This window comes from Micromonospora sp. NBC_00389, from assembly GCF_036059255.1.
Classification (GTDB): Bacteria; Actinomycetota; Actinomycetes; order Mycobacteriales; family Micromonosporaceae; genus Micromonospora.
Genome location: NZ_CP107947.1, coordinates 7,666,769 through 7,689,198, shown reverse-complemented (window position 1 = coordinate 7,689,198; position 22,430 = coordinate 7,666,769). Strand labels below are relative to the sequence as shown.

Annotated in this window: 22 protein-coding genes; 13 read left to right on the top strand and 9 right to left on the bottom strand. The window is 72.6% G+C overall.

Annotated features, from left to right (window positions below):
* Positions 1-85 precede the first annotated feature (85 nt).
* The 3 genes from OG470_RS36235 to OG470_RS36225 all read left to right on the top strand — a co-directional run bounded on the left by OG470_RS36235 (position 86) and on the right by OG470_RS36225 (position 5,073).
* Positions 86-814, top strand: coding sequence for an Atu4866 domain-containing protein (locus OG470_RS36235; protein ID WP_328419168.1), 729 nt, complete (start codon positions 86-88; stop codon positions 812-814).
* A gap of 26 nt (positions 815-840) precedes the next feature.
* Positions 841-2,178, top strand: a complete 1,338-nt coding sequence (locus OG470_RS36230) for an amidohydrolase family protein (protein ID WP_328419166.1) — start codon at positions 841-843, stop codon at positions 2,176-2,178.
* A 237-nt stretch (positions 2,179-2,415) separates the two neighbouring features.
* A complete protein-coding gene (locus OG470_RS36225) occupies positions 2,416-5,073 on the top strand; it encodes a LuxR C-terminal-related transcriptional regulator (protein ID WP_328419164.1) in 2,658 nt (885 codons plus the stop codon).
* Here OG470_RS36225 and OG470_RS36220 read toward each other — a convergent pair.
* The gene (locus tag OG470_RS36220) at positions 5,068-6,009 is read right to left on the bottom strand and encodes a GNAT family N-acetyltransferase (RefSeq protein WP_328419162.1); all 942 of its coding nucleotides are present in this window, start codon (positions 6,007-6,009) and stop codon (positions 5,068-5,070) included. The two genes, OG470_RS36225 and OG470_RS36220, sit on opposite strands and share 6 nt — an antisense overlap.
* A 10-nt stretch (positions 6,010-6,019) precedes the next feature.
* Positions 6,020-6,589 carry a dihydrofolate reductase family protein gene (locus OG470_RS36215; RefSeq protein ID WP_328419160.1) on the bottom strand — a complete coding sequence of 190 codons (570 nt, stop codon included), beginning with the start codon at positions 6,587-6,589 and terminating at the stop codon, positions 6,020-6,022.
* A 124-nt stretch (positions 6,590-6,713) separates the two neighbouring features.
* On the opposite strand from OG470_RS36215, the gene OG470_RS36210 reads away from it, so the two are divergent.
* The 3 genes from OG470_RS36210 (at position 6,714) to OG470_RS36200 (ending at position 9,418) form a co-directional block, all read left to right on the top strand.
* Positions 6,714-7,649: a GHMP family kinase ATP-binding protein gene (locus tag OG470_RS36210; protein WP_328419158.1), complete on the top strand. Its 936-nt coding sequence runs from the start codon at positions 6,714-6,716 to the stop codon at positions 7,647-7,649.
* A 468-nt stretch (positions 7,650-8,117) separates the two neighbouring features.
* Entirely contained in the window at positions 8,118-8,387 is a 270-nt protein-coding gene (locus OG470_RS36205; protein WP_328419156.1) for a hypothetical protein, read from the top strand.
* Positions 8,387-9,418: a hypothetical protein gene (locus tag OG470_RS36200; RefSeq protein ID WP_328419154.1), complete on the top strand. Its 1,032-nt coding sequence runs from the start codon at positions 8,387-8,389 to the stop codon at positions 9,416-9,418. Before OG470_RS36205 ends, OG470_RS36200 begins: the two co-directional genes overlap by 1 nt.
* A 21-nt stretch (positions 9,419-9,439) precedes the next feature.
* On the opposite strand, the gene OG470_RS36195 is transcribed toward OG470_RS36200, so the two are convergent.
* Together OG470_RS36195 and OG470_RS36190 are read right to left on the bottom strand one after the other, a co-directional pair.
* Entirely contained in the window at positions 9,440-9,970 is a 531-nt protein-coding gene (locus tag OG470_RS36195; RefSeq protein ID WP_328419152.1) for an SRPBCC family protein, read from the bottom strand.
* Positions 9,971-10,282: an ArsR/SmtB family transcription factor gene (locus OG470_RS36190; RefSeq protein ID WP_328419150.1), complete on the bottom strand. Its 312-nt coding sequence runs from the start codon at positions 10,280-10,282 to the stop codon at positions 9,971-9,973. It lies immediately after the preceding gene.
* Positions 10,283-10,381: 99 nt separating this feature from the next.
* Here OG470_RS36190 and OG470_RS36185 point away from each other — a divergent pair, with 99 nt between their 5' ends.
* Complete coding sequence (locus OG470_RS36185) at positions 10,382-11,311, top strand: LLM class F420-dependent oxidoreductase (RefSeq protein ID WP_328419148.1); 930 nt, start codon at positions 10,382-10,384, stop codon at positions 11,309-11,311.
* 34 nt (positions 11,312-11,345) lie between these two features.
* On the opposite strand, the gene OG470_RS36180 is transcribed toward OG470_RS36185, so the two are convergent.
* The gene (locus tag OG470_RS36180) at positions 11,346-11,783 is read right to left on the bottom strand and encodes a hypothetical protein (RefSeq protein ID WP_328419146.1); all 438 of its coding nucleotides are present in this window, start codon (positions 11,781-11,783) and stop codon (positions 11,346-11,348) included.
* 101 nt (positions 11,784-11,884) lie between these two features.
* Between OG470_RS36180 and OG470_RS36175 the strand changes: the two genes are divergently transcribed.
* Positions 11,885-12,658, top strand: a complete 774-nt coding sequence (locus OG470_RS36175; RefSeq protein ID WP_328419144.1) for a hypothetical protein — start codon at positions 11,885-11,887, stop codon at positions 12,656-12,658.
* Entirely contained in the window at positions 12,655-13,938 is a 1,284-nt protein-coding gene (locus OG470_RS36170) for an FAD-binding protein (RefSeq protein WP_328419142.1), read from the top strand. The genes OG470_RS36175 and OG470_RS36170 overlap by 4 nt, the downstream gene beginning before the upstream one ends.
* Positions 13,939-14,078: 140 nt before the next feature.
* Here the strand turns inward: OG470_RS36170 and OG470_RS36165 are convergent, their stop codons facing one another.
* Positions 14,079-15,230, bottom strand: coding sequence for a site-2 protease family protein (locus OG470_RS36165; RefSeq protein ID WP_328419140.1), 1,152 nt, complete (start codon positions 15,228-15,230; stop codon positions 14,079-14,081).
* Between the two features lie 40 nt (positions 15,231-15,270).
* Positions 15,271-16,125, bottom strand: a complete 855-nt coding sequence (locus tag OG470_RS36160; protein WP_328419138.1) for an alpha/beta hydrolase — start codon at positions 16,123-16,125, stop codon at positions 15,271-15,273.
* Positions 16,126-16,461: 336 nt separating this feature from the next.
* Here OG470_RS36160 and OG470_RS36155 point away from each other — a divergent pair, with 336 nt between their 5' ends.
* From OG470_RS36155 to OG470_RS36140, 4 genes are read left to right on the top strand one after another with little or no spacing between them, the layout of a single operon-like run.
* Positions 16,462-17,361 (top strand): ABC transporter ATP-binding protein, encoded by a 900-nt coding sequence (locus OG470_RS36155; protein WP_328419136.1) that lies wholly within the window; start codon positions 16,462-16,464, stop codon positions 17,359-17,361.
* A gap of 1 nt (position 17,362) precedes the next feature.
* Entirely contained in the window at positions 17,363-18,169 is an 807-nt protein-coding gene (locus OG470_RS36150; RefSeq protein ID WP_328419134.1) for an ABC transporter permease, read from the top strand.
* 26 nt (positions 18,170-18,195) lie between these two features.
* On the top strand, positions 18,196-19,332 hold the full coding sequence (locus tag OG470_RS36145; protein ID WP_328419132.1) for a sensor histidine kinase: 1,137 nt from the start codon (positions 18,196-18,198) through the stop codon (positions 19,330-19,332).
* On the top strand, positions 19,329-19,973 hold the full coding sequence (locus OG470_RS36140; RefSeq protein ID WP_442931024.1) for a response regulator transcription factor: 645 nt from the start codon (positions 19,329-19,331) through the stop codon (positions 19,971-19,973). The genes OG470_RS36145 and OG470_RS36140 overlap by 4 nt, the downstream gene beginning before the upstream one ends.
* An 11-nt stretch (positions 19,974-19,984) precedes the next feature.
* Here OG470_RS36140 and OG470_RS36135 read toward each other — a convergent pair whose 3' ends face one another.
* Complete coding sequence (locus OG470_RS36135; RefSeq protein WP_328419130.1) at positions 19,985-20,896, bottom strand: L,D-transpeptidase; 912 nt, start codon at positions 20,894-20,896, stop codon at positions 19,985-19,987.
* A 71-nt stretch (positions 20,897-20,967) separates the two neighbouring features.
* Positions 20,968-22,413, bottom strand: a complete 1,446-nt coding sequence (locus OG470_RS36130; RefSeq protein ID WP_328419128.1) for an alpha-amylase — start codon at positions 22,411-22,413, stop codon at positions 20,968-20,970.
* Positions 22,414-22,430: the final 17 nt, after the last annotated feature.

Below are 22,430 nucleotides of genomic sequence, written 5' to 3'. Positions count from 1 at the left end.
ACCCCGGTTACGCCCGGTCTGGTTGCCGGCCCCGATACGTCCGACGGTGGGAGGACCAAACCCCAACCCCTTTCGGAGGTACGTCGTGAGCATCCCGATGCTCGACGAGGCGGTGCTGGCGAGGATCACCGCGAATACCGGTGACCGGCGTCGCCCACTGATGTTCGTCAACGCCACCATCCACACGCTCGACCCGGCGATTGGTGACCTTTCTGCCGCCGACCTGCTGCTCGACGGCGAGGTGATCGTCGGAGTCGGGCCGGGCCTGCACACTGCGGCCGAGGACGACGGCGCGATCGTCGTCGACTGCACCGGACTGACCATCGTGCCGGCGGTCATCGACGGTGTCGCCGTCGCCGGCCTGCGCGCCCGCCCCGCCGACCGGGTCGGCGCGCTCACGCCCGGTAACCCTGCCACCTTCGCCGTGGTCGCCGACCGGACCTCGGGCGCGTCCGTCCTGGAGATGATCGTCTGGTGGCCGGAACAGGCAGCCGCGATCGTCGTCGACGGTGAGATCGCGCTCTTCAACGGCCGCCGGCTCACGCCCGCCCCGATCGAGCCCGACGTCGGCCCGCGGTCGGAGCAGAGCCCGTACCTCGGCATGTGGATCGATGAGAGCGGCTTCGTGCACCAGGAACTCACCGCCGACGGCCGGTACGACGAGACACGGGGTGGTCGGCCACACGCGTACCAGGGGTCGTTCTGGATCGACGGCGACCGGATCGTCTACCACGACGACCTGGGCTTCTGGGCGTATGGCCTGTTCACCGACGGCGTGCTGCACCACGCCGGATACGTGTTCCACCAGCAGTGACCACACGTAGCGAAGGAGACACCCCAATGCTGTTGTTCACCGGAGGCACGGTCGTCACGATGGACCCGCGAATCGGCGACCTGGAGCGAGGTGACGTGCTGGTACGCGGGGACCGGATCGTCGCGGTCGGCCCCGACCTTCGGTCGCATCCGGAAGCGGCGGGCGCCACCGTGATCAACACGGCCGGGCGGATCGTCAGCCCCGGATTCGTCGACACCCACCGGCACGCCTGGCAGGCGCAGTTGCGTCGCAGCATCCCCGACGTGACCGACCTGGGGGAGTACGTGATGTCGACGCTGGCCAGGGTCGCGCCCGCATACACGCCGCACGACATGTACGTGGGCACCCGCCTCGCCGCGCTCACCGCCCTCGATGCCGGCATCACCACGATGCTGGACTTCTCGCACAACTCCCGCACGGCGGCGCATTCGGACGCGGCGATCCAGGCGCTGGTCGACACCGGCATCCGGGGCGTGCACGCATCGATGGGGCCACACTTCGGCGACTGGGACCGCCAGTGGCCCGGCGACCTGGAACGCCTGCGTGGGGCGTACCACGGGGTTAGTGACGGCCTGGTGACGCTGCGCCTCGCAGCGCTGGCCACCGATGAGATCGCCGGCCCGGCACTGGCCTACGGGCGGGAACTCGCGGCCGTCGCCCACGATCTCGGCCTCGGTGTCAGTATCGACGCGGTGTTCGGCGCGCCGTCCTCTGCGGCGATCCTGCGCTGGGCCGCCGACGGCCTGCTCGACCCGGGCCTGACCCTTATCCACGCCACCGGCCTCACTGCGGACGCGTGGCGGGCGATGGGCGACGCCGGGGTGACCGTGTCGCTGGCGCCGACCTCCGACGCGCAGATCGGTCTGGAGACGGCGGTGCCCGCGATCGAGGAGGCGCTGGCCGCCGGTATCCGGCCCGGGCTCAGCATCGACGTGGAGGTCGCACTGGCCAGCGACATGTTCACCCAGATGCGAGCAGTGCACGCGATCCAGCGCATGCGTGCGGTAGACGCCGCCTACGGCACGGACACCGTGCCGTACCGGATCACCACCCGCGACGTGCTGGACTTCGCCACGCTGCAGGGGGCCCGTACCAACGGACTCGGCGACGTGACCGGCTCCCTCACCCCGGGCAAGCAGGCGGACCTGCTGGTGGTCAGGGCCGATGACATCAACACGATGCCGCTCAACGACGCGGTCGGCACCCTGGTGCTCGGGGCGGACCCCCGCAACATCGAGACCGTCGTGGTGGCCGGACGGATTCGCAAGGCGGGCGGGCACCTGGTCGGCGTGGACCTGGACGAGCTGCGCCGGGAGGTGACCGCGTCCCGCGACGCGATCCTGAAGGCCGTCGCCTCGGGGTGATCCGCGACTCGCGGCGGATGCGTCCGGCCCCGGAACGACCGACGCCGCGGGCCGGGCCACCGCCCGACCCGCGGCGCGCGCGGAGTCGGCCGCCGCTGACGCCCAGACGCTCGGCGCGGCGAAAGAAATGCAATCGGCTAGGTTCATGACCTGCGCCTCCGAGGTTCGGCGGGCGGCTGCACGGCGTCGCGTCGGCGCTACGGCGGCCGGCGGGACCGGTGACGACGGGGGTACGTGATGCAGGGCCGGGCGGTCGAGCGCGACCAGATCGACCGGATGCTGGACGCTGCCGTGGACGGCGCGAGCAGCACTCTGCTGATCCACGGCGAAGCCGGCATCGGCAAGACCGCGCTGCTCGACTACGCCGCCGCTCGCGCGTCCGGGATGCGGGTGCTGCGGATCGATGGCCTGGAGTCGGAGACCGAGCTGGCCTTCGCCGGCCTGCACCAGTTGTTCCTGCCGGTCATGGACCTCGTCGACCAGCTGCCCGGCCCCCAGGCCAGGGCACTGCGGGCGGTCTTCGGGCTCACCGACGACACGGTGCGGGACCGCTTCGTCATCGGCCTGGCCGTGCTCACCATGCTGGCGGAGGCGGCCGGCGAGGGGACGCTGCTCTGCCTGGTGGACGACGTGCAGTGGCTCGACCGGGCATCGGTGGACGCGTTGACGTTCGCCGCCCGCCGTTTGCAGGTCGAGGGCGTCGTGCTGATCTTCGCCGCCCGGGACACCGCCGGCGTGGCCGGGGTCGTCGGGCTTCCCACGCTGCACCTCGCGGGGCTCGACCAGGAGGCCGCCGCGGCACTGGTCGTGGACCTGCCGCCGTACGTCCGGGAGAGGATCCTGGACGAGGCGCAGGGCAACCCGCTCGCGCTGCGGGAACTCTCCGCCGCACTGACTCCGACACAGCGCGCCGGTCAGCTCAGCCCGTTGACGCTGTCCGCGCCCTCGAACCGGGTCCTGGACGCCTTCCAGGATCAGATCCGCCGGCTCCCCGAGGCCACCCGGGCGCTGCTGCTGATGGCAGCCGCGGACGACACCGGAACACTCGACCTGATCCTGCGGGCCGCGGGCGCGACGGTCGGTGACCTGGAGCCTGCCGAGCGCGCCGATCTCATCGTGCTGACCGGCGGTGTGCTGCGCTTCCGGCATCCGCTGATCCGGTACGCGGCGTACCAGGGCAGCCCGTTCGCCGGCCGGGTCGCCGCGCACCAGGCGATGGCGGCGGTACTCGTCGCACCCGAGCACGCGCATCGGCGCGCCTGGCAGTTGGCCGCCGCGGCGACCGGGCCGGACGACCGGGTCGCCGACGAGTTGGAGCGGGTCGCGGTCTGGGCCGGCGGCCGGCAGGCGCTCGCGTCGGCTTCCGCGGCGTACGAGCGGGCAGCCCAACTCACGGCCGAGCCGGAGGACCGGGCGCGCCGGTTCATCGCCGCCGCGCAGGCCGCCGCCGACGCGGGCCAGGACGAGCGGGGCGGTCGGCTCGCGGCGATGGTCGAGGTGGCGTCGCAGGACCCCGGCCTGGCCGCGGACCTCGCGCGGGTCCGGGCGGTGGTAGAGCTCGGGTACGGCAGCCCGGACGTCGCCGGCCGCATACTGCTCGACTGCGCCAACCAGATCGGTCCCCGCCGGCCGGACAAACTCCCCGCGCTGCTGGTGGACGCCCTGCACGCTGCGTTCTCCTCGGGGAACGCCGACCTGATCGCGGCGGTAGCGGCCCAGGCCCCCGCGGAGCCGGTGCTGGCCGTGCCCGGCTGCCTGTTCGCCGGCGATGTGCCCGGGGCGCTGCGCGCGCTCCGACCACTCGTGGCGGCGCGCGGTCGCACCGACACCGGGTTCATGGACCGCCTGATGACCGGGATCTACTGCCACCTGACCGCCGATGACGAGGCCGCGTACGAGATCGCGACCGAGGCCGTCGACCACTGCCGGGACAGCGGCATGGGTGGGTGGCTGCCCACCGCGCTGCACCTGCTCGCCCGGGTGGAGCTGACCCTCGGGCAGCACGACGCCGCGTCCATGCACGCAGCCGAGGGACTCCGGCTGGCCGAGGGGTACGACCTGGCGCACCGGGCCGCCCACCTGCGCGCCGTCCTGGCGACCCTGGCGGCGGTACGCGGGGAGGAGGAGCAGGCCCGTCGGCTGGCGCGGGACGCGATGTCGTACACCCAGCCACGTGGAATCGGCCGGGCAACGGCGGACGCCCTGTGGGCGCTGGGCCTGCTCGACCTCGGCCTCGGCCGCGCGGACGCTGCGCTGCAGCGGTTCGAGGCGGCGCGGGCGGCATCCGGTCATCCGCTGTTCGGCGTCTTCCTGCTGCCCGATCTCGTCGAAGCGGCGGTGCGCGCCGGGCGACCCGAGCGGGCCGCCGAACCGGTGCGTCTCCTCGACGAGTGGGCCGAGACGACCGGTCGCCCGGCGCTCGCCGCGCTGGCCCACCGCTGTCGTGCCCTGACCGCATCGGACGGCGAGGCTGAGCAGCATTTCGGGTCGGCCGTCCGGCTACACCGGGCCGGCAGCGCTGTCGACCAGGCCCGGACCGGGCTGCTCTACGGGGAGTGGCTGCGCCGCGCACGCCGGAAACTCGAAGCGCGCGGCCACCTGCGGGACGCACTCGACACCTTCACGGCGCTCGGCGCCGAGCCGTGGGCCCACCGGGCCAGGGCGGAACTGCGGGCCAGCGGCGACGCGGCGGAACCGTCCCTGGGCGGACCGCTCAGCCGGCTGAGCCCTCAGGAACGCGAGGTCGTCCGGTTGGCCGCGACGGGCGCGACCAACCGGGAGATCGCCGCGCAGCTGTTCCTGAGCCCACGAACCGTCGGGCACCACCTGTACCGGGCGTTCCCCAAGCTCGGTGTCACCTCCCGCACCGACCTCGCCACGGTGCTCGCCTCATGACTCCGGAGCCGAGTAGAGCAGCCGGATCTGCGCGGTGCGGTAACCGGCCCGCGCGAACGCCGCGGCCATCGGCACGTTCGTCGTGTCGGTGGTGGCGGTGATCAGCTCGGCCCCCTGCTCGGCGTGGAACCGGGTGATCTCGGCGAGGACGTCGTCGATGTAGCGGTGCCCGCGCAGCTCGGGCACCACGCCCAGGTACCCGACATTGCGGTTGTACGGTGTCGCGGACGGGATCGCCAGCCCGGCGAGCGTCCCATCGGCGGTGTGGGCCAGCCGCCACCACGCCCGCTCGCCCGGGCAGTCCAGGTAGAAGTCCATCTCCTCCCGGGCGGTGAGCTCCGGGCCCTTGACCGCAAGGTTCCGGCGGGTCTCGGTGTCCAGGCTGCCCACCGCGATCCGACGGAACACGTCCAGGAACTCCTCGTCGGAGCCCGTCGAGAAGACGAGCCTGCCGCTGGCCGAGGGCACCCCGACCTCCGGCGTCCACTCCAGCCGCAGCCGCTCCACCTCGTCGGTCAGCCCGACCGCCAGCGCCGCTCTGCGCCGCCAGGCCACCGCCGCGGAGACGGACTCATCGGCGCGCCAGTCGTTGGGCAGCGTCAGGTTGTACAGCGGCGGCTTCGGCGCACCCTGCTGCGCGAAGGCCCGCAGCCCCGCGCCGAGGAGGTCGGCCGCGACGGCCGCACGGTCGTCGACAGACGCCTCGACGTGCAGACAGTCCAGGGCGACCGGGTGCGCGCTGGACGCCTGCCCCCACCACAGCGCGCGGCCCACCACCCGCTGGTCGACCTCGGCGATCCAGGTCCACTCCGGCCGGTACATCCCCTGGCCCAACTCGTCCAGGTAGCGGTCGGCGTCGATCGCGCTGACCGCGTCGTCGATGGAGAAGCCGGTGACCCGGTCGAGATCGGCCCCGGTGGTGGCGCGGAACAACATCGGCCCTCTTTCAGTGCTTGACATAGGTGGAAATGGTCGCGCCGGTGTTGAACACCCGGGTGTCGGCCAGCGCGAAGCCCGTCACGGCGAAGGGCGCCCGGAACAGGGGAATGCCGGAGCCGAGGACCACGGGGTAACGCTTGATGATCAGCTCGTCGATCTCATCGACCAGTTGGCCGGCGAGCGTCGCGCCGCCGCAGAGCCAGATGCCCATCCCGTCCAGGTGCTTGAGCTCGCGGACGAACTCCGCCGGCTCGCCGGCGACGATCTCCACCGCCGCATCACGCTGCTCCAGCGTCCGGGAGAACACGTACTGCCGCAGGTGGCCGTACGGGCTCGTGACGCCGATGGCCAGGCCCGGTTCGTAGGTCGCGCGGCCCATCAGGACGGTGTCGAACCTGTTGTTCGCCGCTGTGGCGATCCCCAGCGGCTCCCGCGCGTGGGTTGGCATGGTCTCGGGGTAGTCGGCCAGGATGGCGGCCGCCAGATCTCCCTCGAACGCGAAGAAGTCGAACTCCCCGTCCGGCCCGGCGATGAAGCCGTCCAGGCTGGTGGCGATGTAGTAGGTCAGTTTTCGCACGTCAGAAGCTGCTTCCCAAAGATGATGTTGACTGCTGGAACGTTAGTCTGGTCAGCCGCGCCCGGCATCGGTAGCAGCGACGTAACGTGACCGGCGGCAACCGACGCAACGGGGGAGTCTGATCGTGAGACCGGGCGAGGTGGCGTGCACGGCCGACCCGGATGTGCTGCCGGCGGCCACCGGCCGACTCGGCGTCGGCACCGCGTTCGGCACCTTCGGTGAGCTGTTGCAGGGCGTGCTACCCGACGCCGACCGGGATTTCCTGGTGACGTTCCCGATGGCGCAGTGGGCGACCGCCACCTTCTGGCCGTCCAGCGAGCTGGCCCGGATCCGGGTCTTCCCGCAACACAAGCGGAAGTCGGCCCGGCTGGCCGCCACGATGATGGACCTGTTCGGCCTTCCCGGCGGTGGGGTGCTGGAGCTGGGCGGCGGGTTGGCCGAGGGGAAGGGCTACGCCAGTTCGTCGGCGGACCTGGTGGCCACCGCTCGAGCGGTCGGCGACGCGTTCGGCAGGACGTTGAGCGAGCGCACCATCGAGTCGCTGCTGCGCCGGATCGAGCCCTCCGACGGTGTGATGTACGACGGGATCGTCGCCTTCCATCACCGGGAGGTGCGGCTGCGGGAACGGATCGGCGTGCTGCCCCCGCTCACCGTGGTGGCGCACGACGAGGGCGGCGCGGTGGACACCATCCGCTTCAACCGCATCCCCAAGCCGTTCGACGAGGCCGACAAGCGGGAGTACGCGCGGCTGCTGGCCGCGCTCACCGCGGCCGTACGCGCCGGCGACCTTCCTGCCGTTGGCGAGGTCACCACCCGCAGCGCCGTGCTGAACGGCAAACTGCGCCCGCGCCGGCACTTCGACGTGCTGCACCGGCTCTGCCGCGAGGTGGACGGCTACGGCCTGGTCATCGCGCACAGCGGCACCGCCCTCGGCGTCCTGCTCGACCGGGACGACCCGGAACGCGCCGCGAAGATCGACCACGTGCGCGCGGCGTGCGTCGCGCTGCCCGGCACGGTGACCGTGCACCGGTCGCTCGGCACCGGTGAACTCGCCGGGTAGAGCTGACACACCCGGCCGGCCCGGGACCCGTCCACGGGGTACGAGGGCGGTGTCGAAAACCGGACAAGACGGTAAAGCCCCTGGTAGAGCACTGTTGGGGCAGGTGGAGAGGCGAACGGATGGCGGGCCACATCCCAGTCCTCCGGCCCGGTGGGACAGCACCGTCCACGCCGGCGCCGCCCTCACCCAGCCCGGCCCCGTCGCCGCGGCGGACACGGCGCAGCCGCCGGCCCGACCACGCGTACGGCCCACCCGTGGCTGCCGTCCACGCCGCTCCGGGCGCCCGCAGCGGTGACACCGCCCACCGGGACAAGGACGTCATCACCCGCCGGCAGCCGCGTGCCGCCGCCCACCGGTTGCGCCACCGCGCCCGTGCCCCCGCCGGCCTCTTCGCACTGAGGACCCCGCCCGGTCCGGCGTCGCTCATCCGCACTCCGGCCGGCGACCGAACCAGAGAGAAGGCCCGACATGGCCGCTCCCACCGCGATCGCAGCCCTGAACGCACCCGTGTACGCACCGGGCGAGCAGATGCTGCTGACCGTCACCTACTCCGACGCCGACACCAAACCGCTGACCGTCACCATCGTGGTCACCGACGCGCAGGGCAACAGCAGCGCCCCCGTCAAGGTCACCGCAGTCATCGACCCGCTCTCCCTGACCGTCACCGACAACTCCGGGCGCACCTGGACCCGGGTTTCCGACAACGGCGCGGTGGCCGTGTACCGGGCGGTGGCGTGATGCCCCGGGTCACCGTTCAGGTCCGTGACGTCGCCGGAAACACCGCCACCGCCACCGCCGACTACGCCATGAGCCAGCCGGTGCTCGGCGGCTACTACCTCTCCGGAGGCGCCGACCCGACCGCCGACATCGCCGGCGGCAACTTCCGCTCGCTCACCCAGTACCGCAGCTTCGCCGACGGGTACATCTTCCCCGGCTACAACCGGCCCTGGCTGATCAATCTGGGCAAGGCCGGGGTGCAGATGAACATGGTCCTCGAGTTGAAGCACTACGGCGCCCCGAACAACGGGCCGCAGAGCTTCACCGTCGACGGCACCAACTACACCGTCCCGGCGCCGTCGATGACCATCCAACAGCGCCCCGGCACCGCCTGGCCGAGGGCGTACGGATACAGCCAGGTGATCAACGGCCAGTGCGACGGGTTGTTCCACCGCGCCCTGGCGCAGTACCGCACGCTCGGGTTCGCGGTGAACATCCAGCTCGCCTCGGAGCTGGACACCGACCACGAGTTCGGCACCACCGAGGACGGCAAGGCGTACACCTGGGCCGAGTCGGACGCGCGGGCGGTGCAGGCGATGAACTACATCCTCACCTGGTTCAAGGCGCGGACGCTGCCCGCCGGCACGACGTTCTCGATTGGTCTCGGCGGCTTCGACCGGGCCTGCTTCCAGCGCACCCACCCGGAGTCGCTGATGTCCCGGCTTGACTTCCTTCAATGGAATGCCTACGCCACCAACGCCAACGACACCGCGCTGTCCCGGTTTCGCCGCACGAAGGACTGGGCGGTGGCGGACCTCGGCCCGGTGGCGCTGTCCCGGCCCGTGATCATCGCGGAGTGGGGGGTGCGCTCGGCCGAGATCCCGAACCAACCCGCCTGGATCGCCACCGTCCCGGCGGCCATAGCCAAGCTCAACGCCGAGCGTGGGCCACGGATCGCCCGGACCAACTACTTCAACTCCGGCACCCTGTCGCCGAAAGCGGCCGGGTTGGCCGCGCTCCGGACCGCGTACGCCACCCGGCCGTACGTCTGACCGGGCCGCCGGCCCGGCGGCTCAGCCCTGGTCGAGTCGTTCGGCGTACGCGTCGCGCAGCTCGGGCCAGCCGAAGTCCTTGGCCTCGGCACCCCGGATCGGGCCGACCGGGTCGCCGTCGAGCAGCCGGTCGGCCACGTCGAGGCAGAGGTGCCAGCCGGCCGCGACCATCGGCAGCATGCCCGGGTCGGCGACCGTGTGCCGCAGGGTGAGTCGGGTGCCGGTGCCCAGCGGGCTCAGCTCCCAGCGCAGCAGGTCGTCGCCCCAGGTGTACTCCAGCAGGTGCGGCGGCTCGGCCCGGCGTACCGTCGCCGTGGTCGGCGTGGTGGTCTCGCCGTCGATCAGGGTGAGCACGGCGGAACCGGGGGAGCCGAGGTCCCGGTCGGCGAGGAAAGGTGCCCACTCGGCGAGCCGGGCCGGATCGGTCAGCGCCGCCCAGACGGTGGCCGGCGGATGCCGAAGGTCGCGGACGAAGACCAGGGTGGCGCCGCCGTCGGCGGGCTCGGCGCGCACCTCGGTGGGTGGGCTGGGGCGGAACGCGTCGCGGTCCATTCACTGCTCCTGACTGTCGAGATGCCGTTCCAGGGCGTCCAGATGCCGGTTCCACAGCCGGCGGTACGGGTCCAGCCACCCGTCGACCGCCCGCAGCGGGCCCGGGTCGAGGCGGTAGATCCGCTGCCGGGCGGCGATCCGGCAGGAGACGAAGCCGGCCTCGCGGAGCACCCGCAGGTGTTTGGAGACGGCCGGCTGGCTGACCCCCAGGCTGTCCACCAGTTGGCCGACGCTGTGCTCGGCGTCGCGGAGCTGGTCGAGGATCCGGCGCCGGGTGGGCTCGGCGAGGATCGTGAACGCGTCGAGGGTCACGGACCGAATATGCCTCTCTGGGCATATGACTGTCAAGGCATATGAGGGTGTGCTTGCCGTCCCGGAGCGGCACCGAAGCCCGGTCCCTATGCTCGGATCATGGAACTGCGGATCTTCACCGAACCTCAGCAGGGTGCCAGCTACGACCAGGTGCTCGCCGTGGCCCGCTGCGCCGAGGACGCCGGTTACGGTGCGTTCTTCCGGTCCGACCACTACCTCATGATGGGGGCGGTGACCGGCGAACCGGGCCCCACCGACGCGTGGACCACGCTGGCCGGGCTCGCTCGGGACACCAGCCGGATCAGGCTCGGCACCCTGATGACCGCCGCCACCTTCCGGCTGCCCGGCCCGCTGGCGATCACCGTGGCGCAGGTCGACCAGATGAGCGGCGGCCGGGTGGAGCTGGGCATCGGCACCGGCTGGTACGCCGACGAGCACACCGCGTACGGCATTCCGTTCCCGCCCCTCGGCGAGCGGTTCGACCGGCTGGAGGAGCAGCTCGAGGTCATCACCGGGCTCTGGGCCACCCCGGCGGGGGAGCGGTTCGACCACGCCGGCCGGTACTACCCGATCAGTGACTCGCCCGCCCTGCCCAAGCCGGTGCAGCAGCCCCGCCCGCCGATCCTGCTCGGCGGGATGGGCCCGAGGCGCACCCCGCGGCTGGCCGCCCGCTACGCCGACGAGTTCAACCTGCCGTTCGCCTCACCGGCGGACACGACGGCCCAGTTCGACCGGGTCCGGGCGGCCTGCACCGAGATCGGCCGGGACCCGGCCGAGTTGGTCTGGTCCAACGCCCTGGTGCTCTGCTGCGGGCGCGACGACGCCGAGGTGGCCCGCCGGGCCGCCGCCATCGGCCGCGACCCGGACGAACTGCGGGCCAACGGCCTGGCCGGTACGCCCGCCGAGGTCCTCGACACCATCGGGCGGTACGCGGACATCGGCAGCCAGCGGATCTACCTCCAGGTGCTGGACCTCACCGATCTGGAACACCTCGAGCTGGTCGCCAGCGAGGTGATGGCGAAGCTCTGAGCCCGGCGGCCGGGCGCGCTCGCGGAACGCGGTCTCACGCCGCCCGGTGCGCCCCGCCGCCCGTCCCGACCAGGCCCGGGTCGCGCAGCACGGTGTCCAGCCGGCCGTCGCGATCACTGTCCACATAGGTGACGTCGGTTGTCCCGTCTCCATTGAGGTCGACCTGCACGATGTCGGCGACGCCGTCGCCGTCAAGGTCGGTGACCACCTCCACCGAGCCGTCCAGGTGCCGGGTCACGATCGACTGCGCCCCGGCGCCGGGGGCACGCGGCGGCGGTCCGGGTGCCGGCACCGGCGTCGGGGCCGGCGCGGGTGCCGGTGTGGGTCGGGGACCGGGCGTTGGCGCCGGATGGCCCGGCAACGCGCCGACCGTGGGCGCGCTGGCCGGCTCGACCCCACTGCCGGTCGGGTCCAACTCCTCTTCGGAAGGGAAGACGTCGCCCCGCGGGGCCGGATCACGGTAAGTGCTCATGGGCGTAGGGTTCCCCGACGATGGCGAGAACAACCGTGCCCGATCGTCCGGTATCCGTGGAGCCCGGTCTGTCAGAGGATGCTGGGACCGACGCCACGGTCATGAACGGGGGTCCGAGCGTGGAACTGCGCCGGAGTCGGGGAGCCCGGGTGCTCGCCCTGGCCTGCGTACTTGGTGGGGTGGTGTTGCTGGCCCTGCCCCACGAAGGCGCCCTGCTACGGACGATCGTCGCGGTGGGGGCCGTCGTGCTCGGCGTCGTGGCGCTGGGTAGCGCGCTGCGGCCGTTCCGGTTCGGGATCGGCGCGGACGGGCTGACCATCCGGCGGCCGGGCCTGCGACGGACGATCCGGTGGGCCGAGGTCGACGCGCTGGTCCTCGACGAGCCGCCCCGGCGGGACGGCCGTCCGGAGCCGCCGCGACTGCTGCTGGTGCCCGCGCCGGGTGTGACGCTGGGGCCACCGGTGACCGCCCGCCATCCGCTCGACGGCCGGCCCGCTGTCGAGCTGCTCGTCCTCGACCAGGTCCGGGAGCAGCCGGAGCAGGTGTCCGCCGCGCTCAGCCAGTACGCCGGCGACCGGTTCGTGGACCTGCCAGCGCTGCGCCGCGCCGCCTTCGCCGACCCGGACCTCACCGCGAGCCTGCGGGGCTACCGGATGGACCAGGTCGACCAGTTGATCCGGCGCGGCCAGAACGCCCTGGTGTCCGGGGACGTGCCGACCCGGCAGGAGGCTCGGGCGGAGATCGAACGGGTCTCCGCGGCCGGCCTGCCGGTCGCCCAGCGGGGTTACGCCCGGCTCCAGGTCGACGCGGCGCTGGACGCCCTCGTCGCCGCGTTGGCCGACCACCCGTCCACCGATCGGGAGATCGCCACGTGACCGCGTCGGAACAGGGTGGCCCGCCGGCCACCGCTGCCGGCGTCCCGCGCCACAACTGGGCCGGCAACGTGCGCTACGCCGCCCGGGCCTTCCACCGACCCACCTCCACCGACGAGCTGCGCCGGCTGGTCGCCGGCAGCGCCCGGATCCGGGCGGTGGGCACCGGGCACTCCTTCAACCGGTTCGGCGACACCGAAGGGGACCTGGTCACCCTGGCCGGGCTGCCCCCGGTGATCGACGTGGACCCCGAGCGCGCGCGGGTCACCGTCACCGGCTCCCTGCGCTACGGCGACGTCGCCCGACAGTTGCACGCCCAGGGGTACGCCCTGGCCAACCTCGCCTCACTTCCACACATCTCGGTGGCCGGCGCGGTGGCCACCGCCACCCACGGCTCCGGCCAGACTCACGGCAACCTGGCCACTTCGGTCGCCGCCCTGGAGCTGGTCACCGCCGACGGCGACCTGCTGCACGTCGACCGCGACACCGATGGCGACACGTTCGCCGGCATGGTGGTCGGGCTCGGCGCGCTCGGCCTGGTCACCCGGGTCACCCTGGACGTGGTGCCGTCCTTCGAGGTGCGCCAGTACGTGCGGCTCGACCTGCACCGGGAAGCGCTGGACGAGGCGCTCGGCTCGGCGTACAGCGTGAGCGCGTTCACCGACTGGCGGGGGCCGCGACTGCGCGAGGTGTGGCGCAAGCAGTTGGCCGACCAACCGCCGCCCCCGGCGGACTGGCTCGGCACCACGGCCGCCGACCAGCCGCGGCACCCGGTGCTCGGGATGCCGCCGGAGAACTGCACCCCGCAGCTCGGCGTGCCGGGTCCGTGGCACGAGCGGCTGCCGCACTTCAAGCTCGGCTTCACCCCGAGCAACGGCGACGAACTCCAGTCCGAGTACCACGTGCCGCGCGCGGCGGCGGCCGACGCGCTCGCCGCCCTGGACGACGTGGCGCACCTGATCGCCCCGGTACTGCAGGTCTGCGAGCTGCGTACGGTGGCGGCGGACGAGCTGTGGCTCAGCCCGAACCACCAGCGGGACAGCTTCGTTCTGCACTTCACCTGGATCGCCGACACCGCCGCGGTGCTACCGGTGCTGACCGCCATGGAGGAGCGGTTGGCCCCGTTCGCCTTCCGCCCACACTGGGGCAAGGTCTTCGTCACCGACCCGACTGCGCTGGCCGCCCGCTACCCCCGCCACACCGACTTCACCACCCTCCTGACCCACCTGGACCCATCCGGCAAACTCCGCACCAGCCTCCTGGACCACTACTTCCCCCGCTAAACCCCACCCCTCCCCCTCTCCGTGCCCCCGCCATCCCCCGGTGATCATGAAGTTAGCGGTGTCGATGGCGGCGTGTCGTGACGCTAACTTCATGATCACCGGGTGGTTGGGCGGGGTGGGTGGGCGGGTGGGTGGGTGGGTTAGCCGGGTGCGGTGGGGGTGGGTTGGTTGGTGCGGAGGCTGCCTCGTTGGACGGCTCGGCTGATGTCGCTGGGCGAGATGATTCCGGCGAGTTGACCGTTGTCGGTCACTACCAGGGCGCGGCCGTCGGCGCACTCACTGAGCCGGGGGAGCAGGTCGTTGAGCTGTTCACCGGGCTGGGCGAGGACCAGTTGGTCGGCCCGGCAGGCCACCTCGGCCAGCGTGGTCGACGCCCGTCGGTCGGCCGGTACGCCCCGCACCCGATCCAGGGTGACCAGGCCGGTCGGCCGGCCCTCCGCGGTCAGCGGCAGCGCCGAATGCCGGTACGCGAACAGGTAGTGGTCCACGAAGTCAGCGACCGTCATGTCCGCCGAGGCGGTCTGCGGCTGCGGAGTCATCACGTCGCCGACCCGGATCCCGCGTAGCGCGCTGCCGGCGCGGGCCTGCCGTTCCTCCACTCCGGCGGCTCCGATCAGGAACCAGCCGATCAGCGCCAGCCAGAGCCCGCCGAAGCCGACTCCGGACAGGAACTGCCAGAGCCCGAGGCCGATCAACAGCGCGCCGAGGACCCAGCCGGCCCGGGCGGCGACCACCGACGCCCGGGTCCGGTCACCGGTCGCCTTCCACACCGCGGCGCGCAGCAACCGACCGCCGTCCAGCGGCGCGGCCGGCAGCACGTTGAAGACCGCCAGCAGCACGTTGATGCCGGCCAGCCAGGCCATCACCCCGAGCAGCAGCCCACCCTGCCCGGCCAGCGCCAGCACTACCGCGATGGCGCCGAAGAACGCCCCGATCAGCAGGCTGACCAGCGGGCCGATCCCGGAGATCCGCAGCTCCGCGCCCGGGTCGCGGGGCTCGCCCTTCAGCTCGGCCACCCCGCCGAACAGCCAGAGCGTGATGCCGTCGACCGTCAGCCCGTTGCGCTTGGCCACCACGGCGTGCGACACCTCGTGGGCGAGCAGGCCGACGAAGAAGACCACCGCCGCAGCCAGCCCGGCCAGGGTGTACGCCACCGGGGAGCGGTCGGGGTACGAGCGGGGGAACTGGTTGGCGGCCAGCCCCCAGGCGATCAGGGCGAAGATGACCAGAACACTCCAGTTGACACCGACCGGTACCCCCGCGATCCGGCCAAGCCGGAAGCTCGCCTTCATCCCTCCCCGTTACCCCCGGTCGGTCCGCTCATGCCACGGTTCAGCGACGCGGGGTCTCGCTGGCGATGGTCGCCTCGCGGGGCAGCGCCGCCGCACGCAGCGCCCAGTCCAACGCGTAGTCGGCGATCTCCTCCCAGCCGTCCTGCCCGACGGTGAAGTGCGAGCGTCCGGGGAACTCCTCGTACGCGGTGAGCGCCCGGGACTTCTGGTAGAGCCCGGCGTTCGAGCGGACCACCGACGGCGGCACCACGTGGTCGAGCTCCCCGGCCATCAGCAGCAGCGGCGCGCGGTCGTTGCGGCCGTTGTCCACCTTCGTCGGCGACGTCGGGTCGAGGTTGGCGAAGGCACCCTCGAAGAGCACCCGCCCGGCGCCCGGGACGGCGTAGCGCCGCCAGGCCCGATCGGAGTCGGCGCGGGTCATCGTGTTACCGAAGGCGTAGTGGAAGTCCTCCGGTGTGAACGGGACGGCCCGGTGCCGGTTGGCGGGGTTGCGCAGGATCGAGAACGTGGAGCGCAGCGTGCTCAGCGGCAACTTCAGCACCCCCTTGACCTGCGCGGGGTGTACCCCCACGGCTGCCGCGCCGAGGCCCCGGTCAACCAGAAGCTGCGTGATCAGGCCACCGAACGAGTGCCCCATGATGATCGGCGGTTGGGGCAGCCCTCGGATGATCTGGTCGTAGTGCGCGACGATCGTCGCGACGCTCTGCTGAGCGATCGGGGTGGGATCGTCGCGCAACTGCTCGACCTCCCGGTCCATTCCGGGCCAGGCGGGCGCGAGCACTCGCAGACCCCGGGCGGCATACCGTTGCGCCCACCCCTCCCAGCTGCGCGGGGTCATCCAGAGCCCGTGGATCAGCACGACCGTGTCGGCCCGGCCCTGCGGCGTGGCACCCATCGCGTCCTCCCGGTGTCGCGGCGTCCCGGCCGGCGGGTACCCGCTGCCGCGCGCGGAAATCCTCCGCTGGCAGGACGGCTGCACACCGCCGCTGCGCCTCGGACCGGTCCGGACCCGGCGTGTCGTGCTCGGAGGCGATTGCGCCGGTGAGCGTGATGACTGTGCGGCATAAATATGCCTCACAGTCATCACGCTCGTTGCGGTGTTCGCCCCCGTGGACGTCACGCTCCGTGTCGCCCAGGCCGTGACCGCCGGGACGGCCCCTGACAAATGTCACGGCCGGAACGTGACGACCGCTCCGGGTACCAGCCCCCGCGCCGCCGGAGCATCAATGCCATGACCAGTACGCTTCCGGCCGTCGAGCTGAACGGCCTCACCAAGACCTTCGGCGCGGTCACCGCGGTCGACGGGCTGAGCCTGCGGGTGCAGCCCGGCGAGGTGGTGGCGTTCCTCGGCCCCAACGGCGCGGGCAAGACCACCACCATCGACATGCTGCTCGGCCTGGCCCGCCCGGACACGGGCACGGTCCGCATCCTCGGCGGCACCCCGGACGACGCGGTGGCCCGGGGCCGGGTCGCCGCCGTGCTCCAGACCGGTGGCCTGCTCAAGGACCTCACCGTCGGCGAGACGGTCCGGATGACCGCCCACTTCTACCGGCACACCCGCCCGGCCGCGGAGGTGCTGGAGCGGGCCGGCATCGCCGACCTCGCCGACCGGGTGGTCGGGCGCTGCTCCGGCGGCCAGCAGCAGCGGCTGCGTTTCGCGCTGGCCCTGCTGCCCGACCCGGACCTGATGGTGCTCGACGAGCCGACCACCGGGATGGACGTGGAGGGTCGACGGGACTTCTGGCAGGCGCTGCGCCGCGACGCGCGGGCCGGACGGACCGTCATCTTCGCCACCCACTACCTGGACGAGGCGGACGCGTACGCCGACCGGATCGTGCTGGTGCGGCAGGGGCGCGTCGTCGCCGACGGCACCACCGCGGAGATCAAGAACCTGGCCGCCGGCCGTACGGTCCGGGCCACCCTGCCCGGCGCCGACCAGGCCGCGCTCGCCGCACTGCCCGACGTGGACGCCGTGGAGGTGCGCGGCGACAGCGTGCTGGTGCGCACCGGCGACTCGGACGCGATCGCCCGACACCTGCTCACCCGGACCGCCGCCCGGGACGTGGAGATCACCTCCCGCAACCTTGAGGACGCCTTCCTCGCCCTGACCACCGAGCACACCGGAGTCTGAGATGACCACCCTGCCGGCCACCCCCGCCGCCACCCGTACCGACCGGCCGGACCGCCGGCTGCCCGCCCTGGGCGGCTTCGCCCCGGCCGTCCTGGGCATCGAGCTGCGCCGGGTGCTGCGCAACCGCCGTACCCTCGCCTTCACGCTGATCATGCCGGGTGCCTTCTTCCTCATCTTCGGCCTGCCCCAGGGCGGGCAGACGCTGGACAACGGCCGCCCGGTGACGGCGTACGTCATGATCAGCCTGGCGGTGTACGCGGCCATGGTGGCGACCACCAGCGCCGGCGGCGCGGTGGCCACCGAGCGGGCGTTGGGTTGGAGCCGGCAGTTGCGGCTCACCCCGCTGCGACCGACCGCCTACGTGGCCACCAAGCTGATCACCGCGATGGCCCTCGGCCTGCTGGCGGTCGTCGTCGAGTTCCTGGTCGGCGCCGCCGCCGGCGTCCGCATCCCGGCGCACGTCTGGCTGCTCGCCGGGCTCGCCGCCTGGCTCGGCTCGCTGGTCTTCGCCGCGTTCGGGCTCTTCATCGGCTACCTGGTGCCGGCCGAGAACGTCATGCAGTTCATCGGCCCGATCCTGGCGGTGCTGGCCATGTTCGGCGGGCTCTTCGTCCCGGTCGAGGTGCTGCCGGACGTGCTCCAGCAGGTCGCCAGGTTCACCCCGGTGTACGGCATGGGCGAGCTGTCCCGCGCCCCGCTGACCGGGGACGGGGTGAGCATGGCCGGGGTGGCCAACATCGCCTTCTGGGCACTGGTCTTCGGCATCGGCGCGGCCCGGCTGTTCCGCCGGGACACCGCTCGGGTCTGACCACTCCGACCGTTAGCGTGGACGCGATGGACCTCTCGACGGGTCAGCCCCGGCCGGTGAGCCGCCACTGGCGGTTCACCGGCTGGCTGCTGGCCGCAGTGTGGCTGTTCTTCCTCAACGTGCCGCTCGCCACCGCGCTGCACCAGCCACATCTGTGGCGACGGGTGCTCGGCGTGGCCGCCCTGGTTGCCTTCGGCGTCGGCTACGTGCTGCTGTTCCAGTGGGCCCGCCAGCTACGCCAGGCGCTGCGGCCGATCCCGGTACGCCGGGCGCGGGCCGGGTTGTTGCTGCTGCTCGCGGTGGGCCTGGTCAGCATCCCGGGCACCGACGGGGACTGGCTGGCCACCCTGGTGTACGTGGCCGCCGCGGCGGTGTTCCTGCTGCCGTCACGGGAGGCGTTGGCGTCCGTGGTGGTCTGCGCGGTGACCCCGTTGGTGGCGTCCTCGCTGGTGCCGGGTTGGGAGGCGGAGAGCACCATCGTGTTCGCGGTGCTGCTCGCCTCGTTCGCCATGTTCGGGGTGTCCCGGCTGGCCCAGCGCAACGGTGAACTCCAGGCCGCCCAACAGGAGATCGGCCGGCTCGCGGTCGCCGAGGAGCGGGCCCGTGCCGCGCGCGACCTGCACGACATCCTGGGGCACTCGCTGACCGTGGTGGCGATCAAGGCCGAGCTGGCCGGCCGGCTGATCGAGGTGGACCGGGAGCGGGCCGCCATCGAGATCGCCGAGGTGGAGGCGCTGGCCCGGGCGGCGTTGTCCGACGTACGGCAGACCGTCGGGGCGTACCGCGAGGTGACCCTCGTCGGTGAGTTGGCCGGCGCCCGTTCGGCGCTGGCCGCGGCGGGCATCGCGGCGGAGTTGCCGGCCGAGGTGCCGGCGTTGCCGGACGAGTGGGACCGGTTGTTCGGCTGGGCGGTACGGGAAGGGGTGACCAACGTGGTCCGGCACAGCGCGGCGCGGTGCTGCACGATCCGGGTGTACCCGGATCGGGTCGAGGTGAGTGACGACGGCCGGGGTCCGTCCACTCCCGACGCCGACACTGCCGGACACGGCCTGGTCGGTCTGCGCGAGCGGGCGCGGCGGCTGGACGCCGCGGTGACGGTGGGTCGCCGTCCGGACGGTACGGGCTTCCTGCTGCGGGTGCACGCGCCAGGGGAGGCCCGGTGACCGGCCCCGCTGGCGAGCAGTCCGTGCCGATCCGGCTGCTGCTCGCCGACGATCAGGCACTGGTCCGTGGCGCGTTGGCCGCACTGCTCTCGCTGGAGCCCGACCTGACCGTGGTGGCCGAGGTCGGCCGGGGCGACGAGGTGGTGCCCGAGGCCCGCCGGACCACGCCCGACGTGGCCCTGCTGGACGTGGAGATGCCCGGCCTGGACGGGATTGCGGCGGCCGCCGCGCTGCGGGCCGCTCTGCCGGCCTGCCGGGTGCTGGTGGTGACCACCTTCGGCCGGCCCGGCTACCTGCGCCGGGCGATGGAGGCCGGCGCGAACGGCTTCGTGGTCAAGGACACCCCGGCCCGGCAACTCGCCGACGCGGTCCGCCGGGTGCACGCCGGCCTGCGGGTGGTCGACCCGACGCTGGCCGCGGAGACGCTGGCCACCGGGGCCAGCCCGCTTACCGAGCGGGAGACCGCGGTGCTGCGGACGGCCCGGGGCGGCGGCACGGTCGCGGACCTGGCCGGGGCGCTGCACCTGTCCGAGGGGACGGTGCGCAACCACCTGTCGGCGGCGATCGGCAAGACCGGCGCCCGCAACCGGGCCGAGGCGGTCCGGATCGCCGAGCAGAACGGCTGGCTGCTCGGCGAGTGACGGCTGCCGTTTCAGGCGGTCGGGGGCGGGGTGGGCAGTCGGTCGACCACCACCAGGCTGCTGCCGGGGCGGACCTCGGCGAGCAGTTCCCGCTGGCCGCTGGGGGTCACCCGGATGCAGCCGTTGGTGGTGTTCTCGCCCAGGTCGTCGTCGTTGTACCAGGTGTGCAGCCCGATGTGCGCGCCGCGCAGCCCGGTCGGCACCGACTCCGGGTCGTCGGGCACCGAGCCGAGGGCGTAGATGTCCACGCCGCCGTAGACGTCCTGCGGCGGCGGGGTGCGGCCCAGGATGAAGGTCCGACCGAGCGGGGTTTCCTGCCCACGCTGGCCGAGGCTGGTCTGCCAGGTGCGCATCGCCTTGCCGGCTCGGTACCAGGTGAGCCGGTGCGTCTTGCGCTCCACCACGATCTGGTCGCGCAGCGCCACGGTGTCGAACCCGCCGGGCGGCAGCCAGGCGATCCGCCGGTTGGCCGAGGGCAGCAGGACGGCCGTCCAGCCGGCCCGCCGTTGGGCGATCGGCACGGTCAGCTCGACACCGGCGAGCGTCGGTTCGAGGAAGGCCAGCGGGCGCCCGCCGGGCGCGTTGTACGCGGCGATCCGCCGCGTCGGGTGTGCGCCCTCGGTCAGCGGCGTGGTGTCCATGGTGGCCGGATCGGCCGGGAATCCCCGGGGAGCGGGGTCGTAGTCGATCACCGGTAGCCCGGCCGGGGCGGGCGCGGCCGGCAGCACCTGCTCCTCGGGGCTCTGCTCGACGCTGCTCGGCGTCGGGTCGGACGCGGCGGCGGCCGGTCGGTCGGGGGTGGCCGAACGGGGGGTGAGGGCCTGGCCGACCAGCAGCGCGGCGATGAGCAACGCGGCCACGGCGACGGCGGCGGCCACCCATGCGCCTCGACGGCGGTACGGAGTCAATCGGTCAAACGGCACCAAACCACTCTACGGTGGAGGACAGTCCGGGGCCCCCGGTTCGGCGATACCGGCCGGGGGCCCCCGGCGGCTCAGACTCGCGCGCCGATGTGGATGGCCACGGCGTCGTGTGCCGGCACGTTGGCGGGGAACCAACCGCTACCGTCCACCGTGATCACCGGACCGCTGCACGTGCCGCCCGCGTACGTGCCGTGGATGACGTCGCAGTACCGGCCGGCGGGCAGCCCGGTGTAGTACGAGCGACCGTTCACTGCGGAGTCCTCGTCGTTGACCGTGATGAAGCCCTTGCCGCTGCGGCTGAACGCGATGTGGTTGTTGCCGTTGTCGTACCAGTTGGCCACGCCGGCGCCCTCGGTGGCGTTGCGGAAGCCGACCATGTTGGCGATCACCGGCCAGCGGTGTTCGCACTCCCAGCCGGAGTAGCAGGTGGTGTTCAGCGTCTTGTTGGCGCCGTCCGACGGCGGGCCGGCGTCCCGGTTGCTGAAGGTGTAGCTGGACATCACCGTCGGCGAGCCGTACGGCCAGGCCAGCATGAAGGCGTTCGCCAGGGCGTAGATCCCGCGATCCTTGTAGGTGAGCACCCCACCGGCGTCGCGCTGGGTGTCGTGGTTGTCCACGAACACCGAGGAGGGCCCGCTGGGCAGGTGCCCCCAGCCCGTGCCGAAGTTCTGCAGGTAGGCCAGCCGCTCGGAGCGGAAGACCCGGGCCAGGTCCTTGCCGTAGCGGAACTCGTGCACGTCACCGATGCCGGTGTACTCGGTCGGCTGGACCGGCTCGCCGGCGCCGTAGATGACCTCCTGCACGATGTACGCGGAGCGGGAGAGCTTGCCCTTGATGGCGGCGATGTCGGCGGCCGGCATGTGCTTGCTGGCGTCCATCCGGAAGCCGTCCACGCCCAGCGAGAGCAGGTCGTTGAGGTACGAGGCGATCTTCGTGCGGACGTAGTCCGACTCGGTCTTCAGGTCCGAGAGGTTGACCAGCTCACAGTTCTGCACCTCGTACCGGTCGTTGTAGTTGGCGATGTCGTCGCCGCCGTTGCGCCCGCAGTGGTGGAAGTCCTGCGTCTGGTAGATGCCCGGGTAGTCGTAGTGGGAGTACGACGAGCCGGCCCAGCCGGTGCCGCCGTTGTCCTGGCCGGACATGTGGTTGACCACCGCGTCGACGATCACCTTGACCCCGGCCGCGTGGCAGGTGTTCACCATCGACTGGAACTGGGCGCGGGTGCCCTTGCGGGACTCGACCCGGTAGCTGACCGGCTGGTACGCCAGCCACCACTGGTTGCCCCGCACGTGCTCCTGCGGGGGTGACACCTGGACGTAGCCGTAGCCCTTGGGGCCCAGCGTGCTCTGGCACTCGCTGGCCACCGAGGGCCAGTTCCACTCGAAGAGCTGGACGATGACCTTCTTGCCGCCGGACGGGGCGGCGACGGCCGGGGGAGCCGTCACGGTGAGGGGGACGAGCAGGCTGGCGACCAGGCCGAGGGCGAGGATCGCCGAGCCGCGTCGACGTCGGTGCATCGGGACTCCTGACGGGG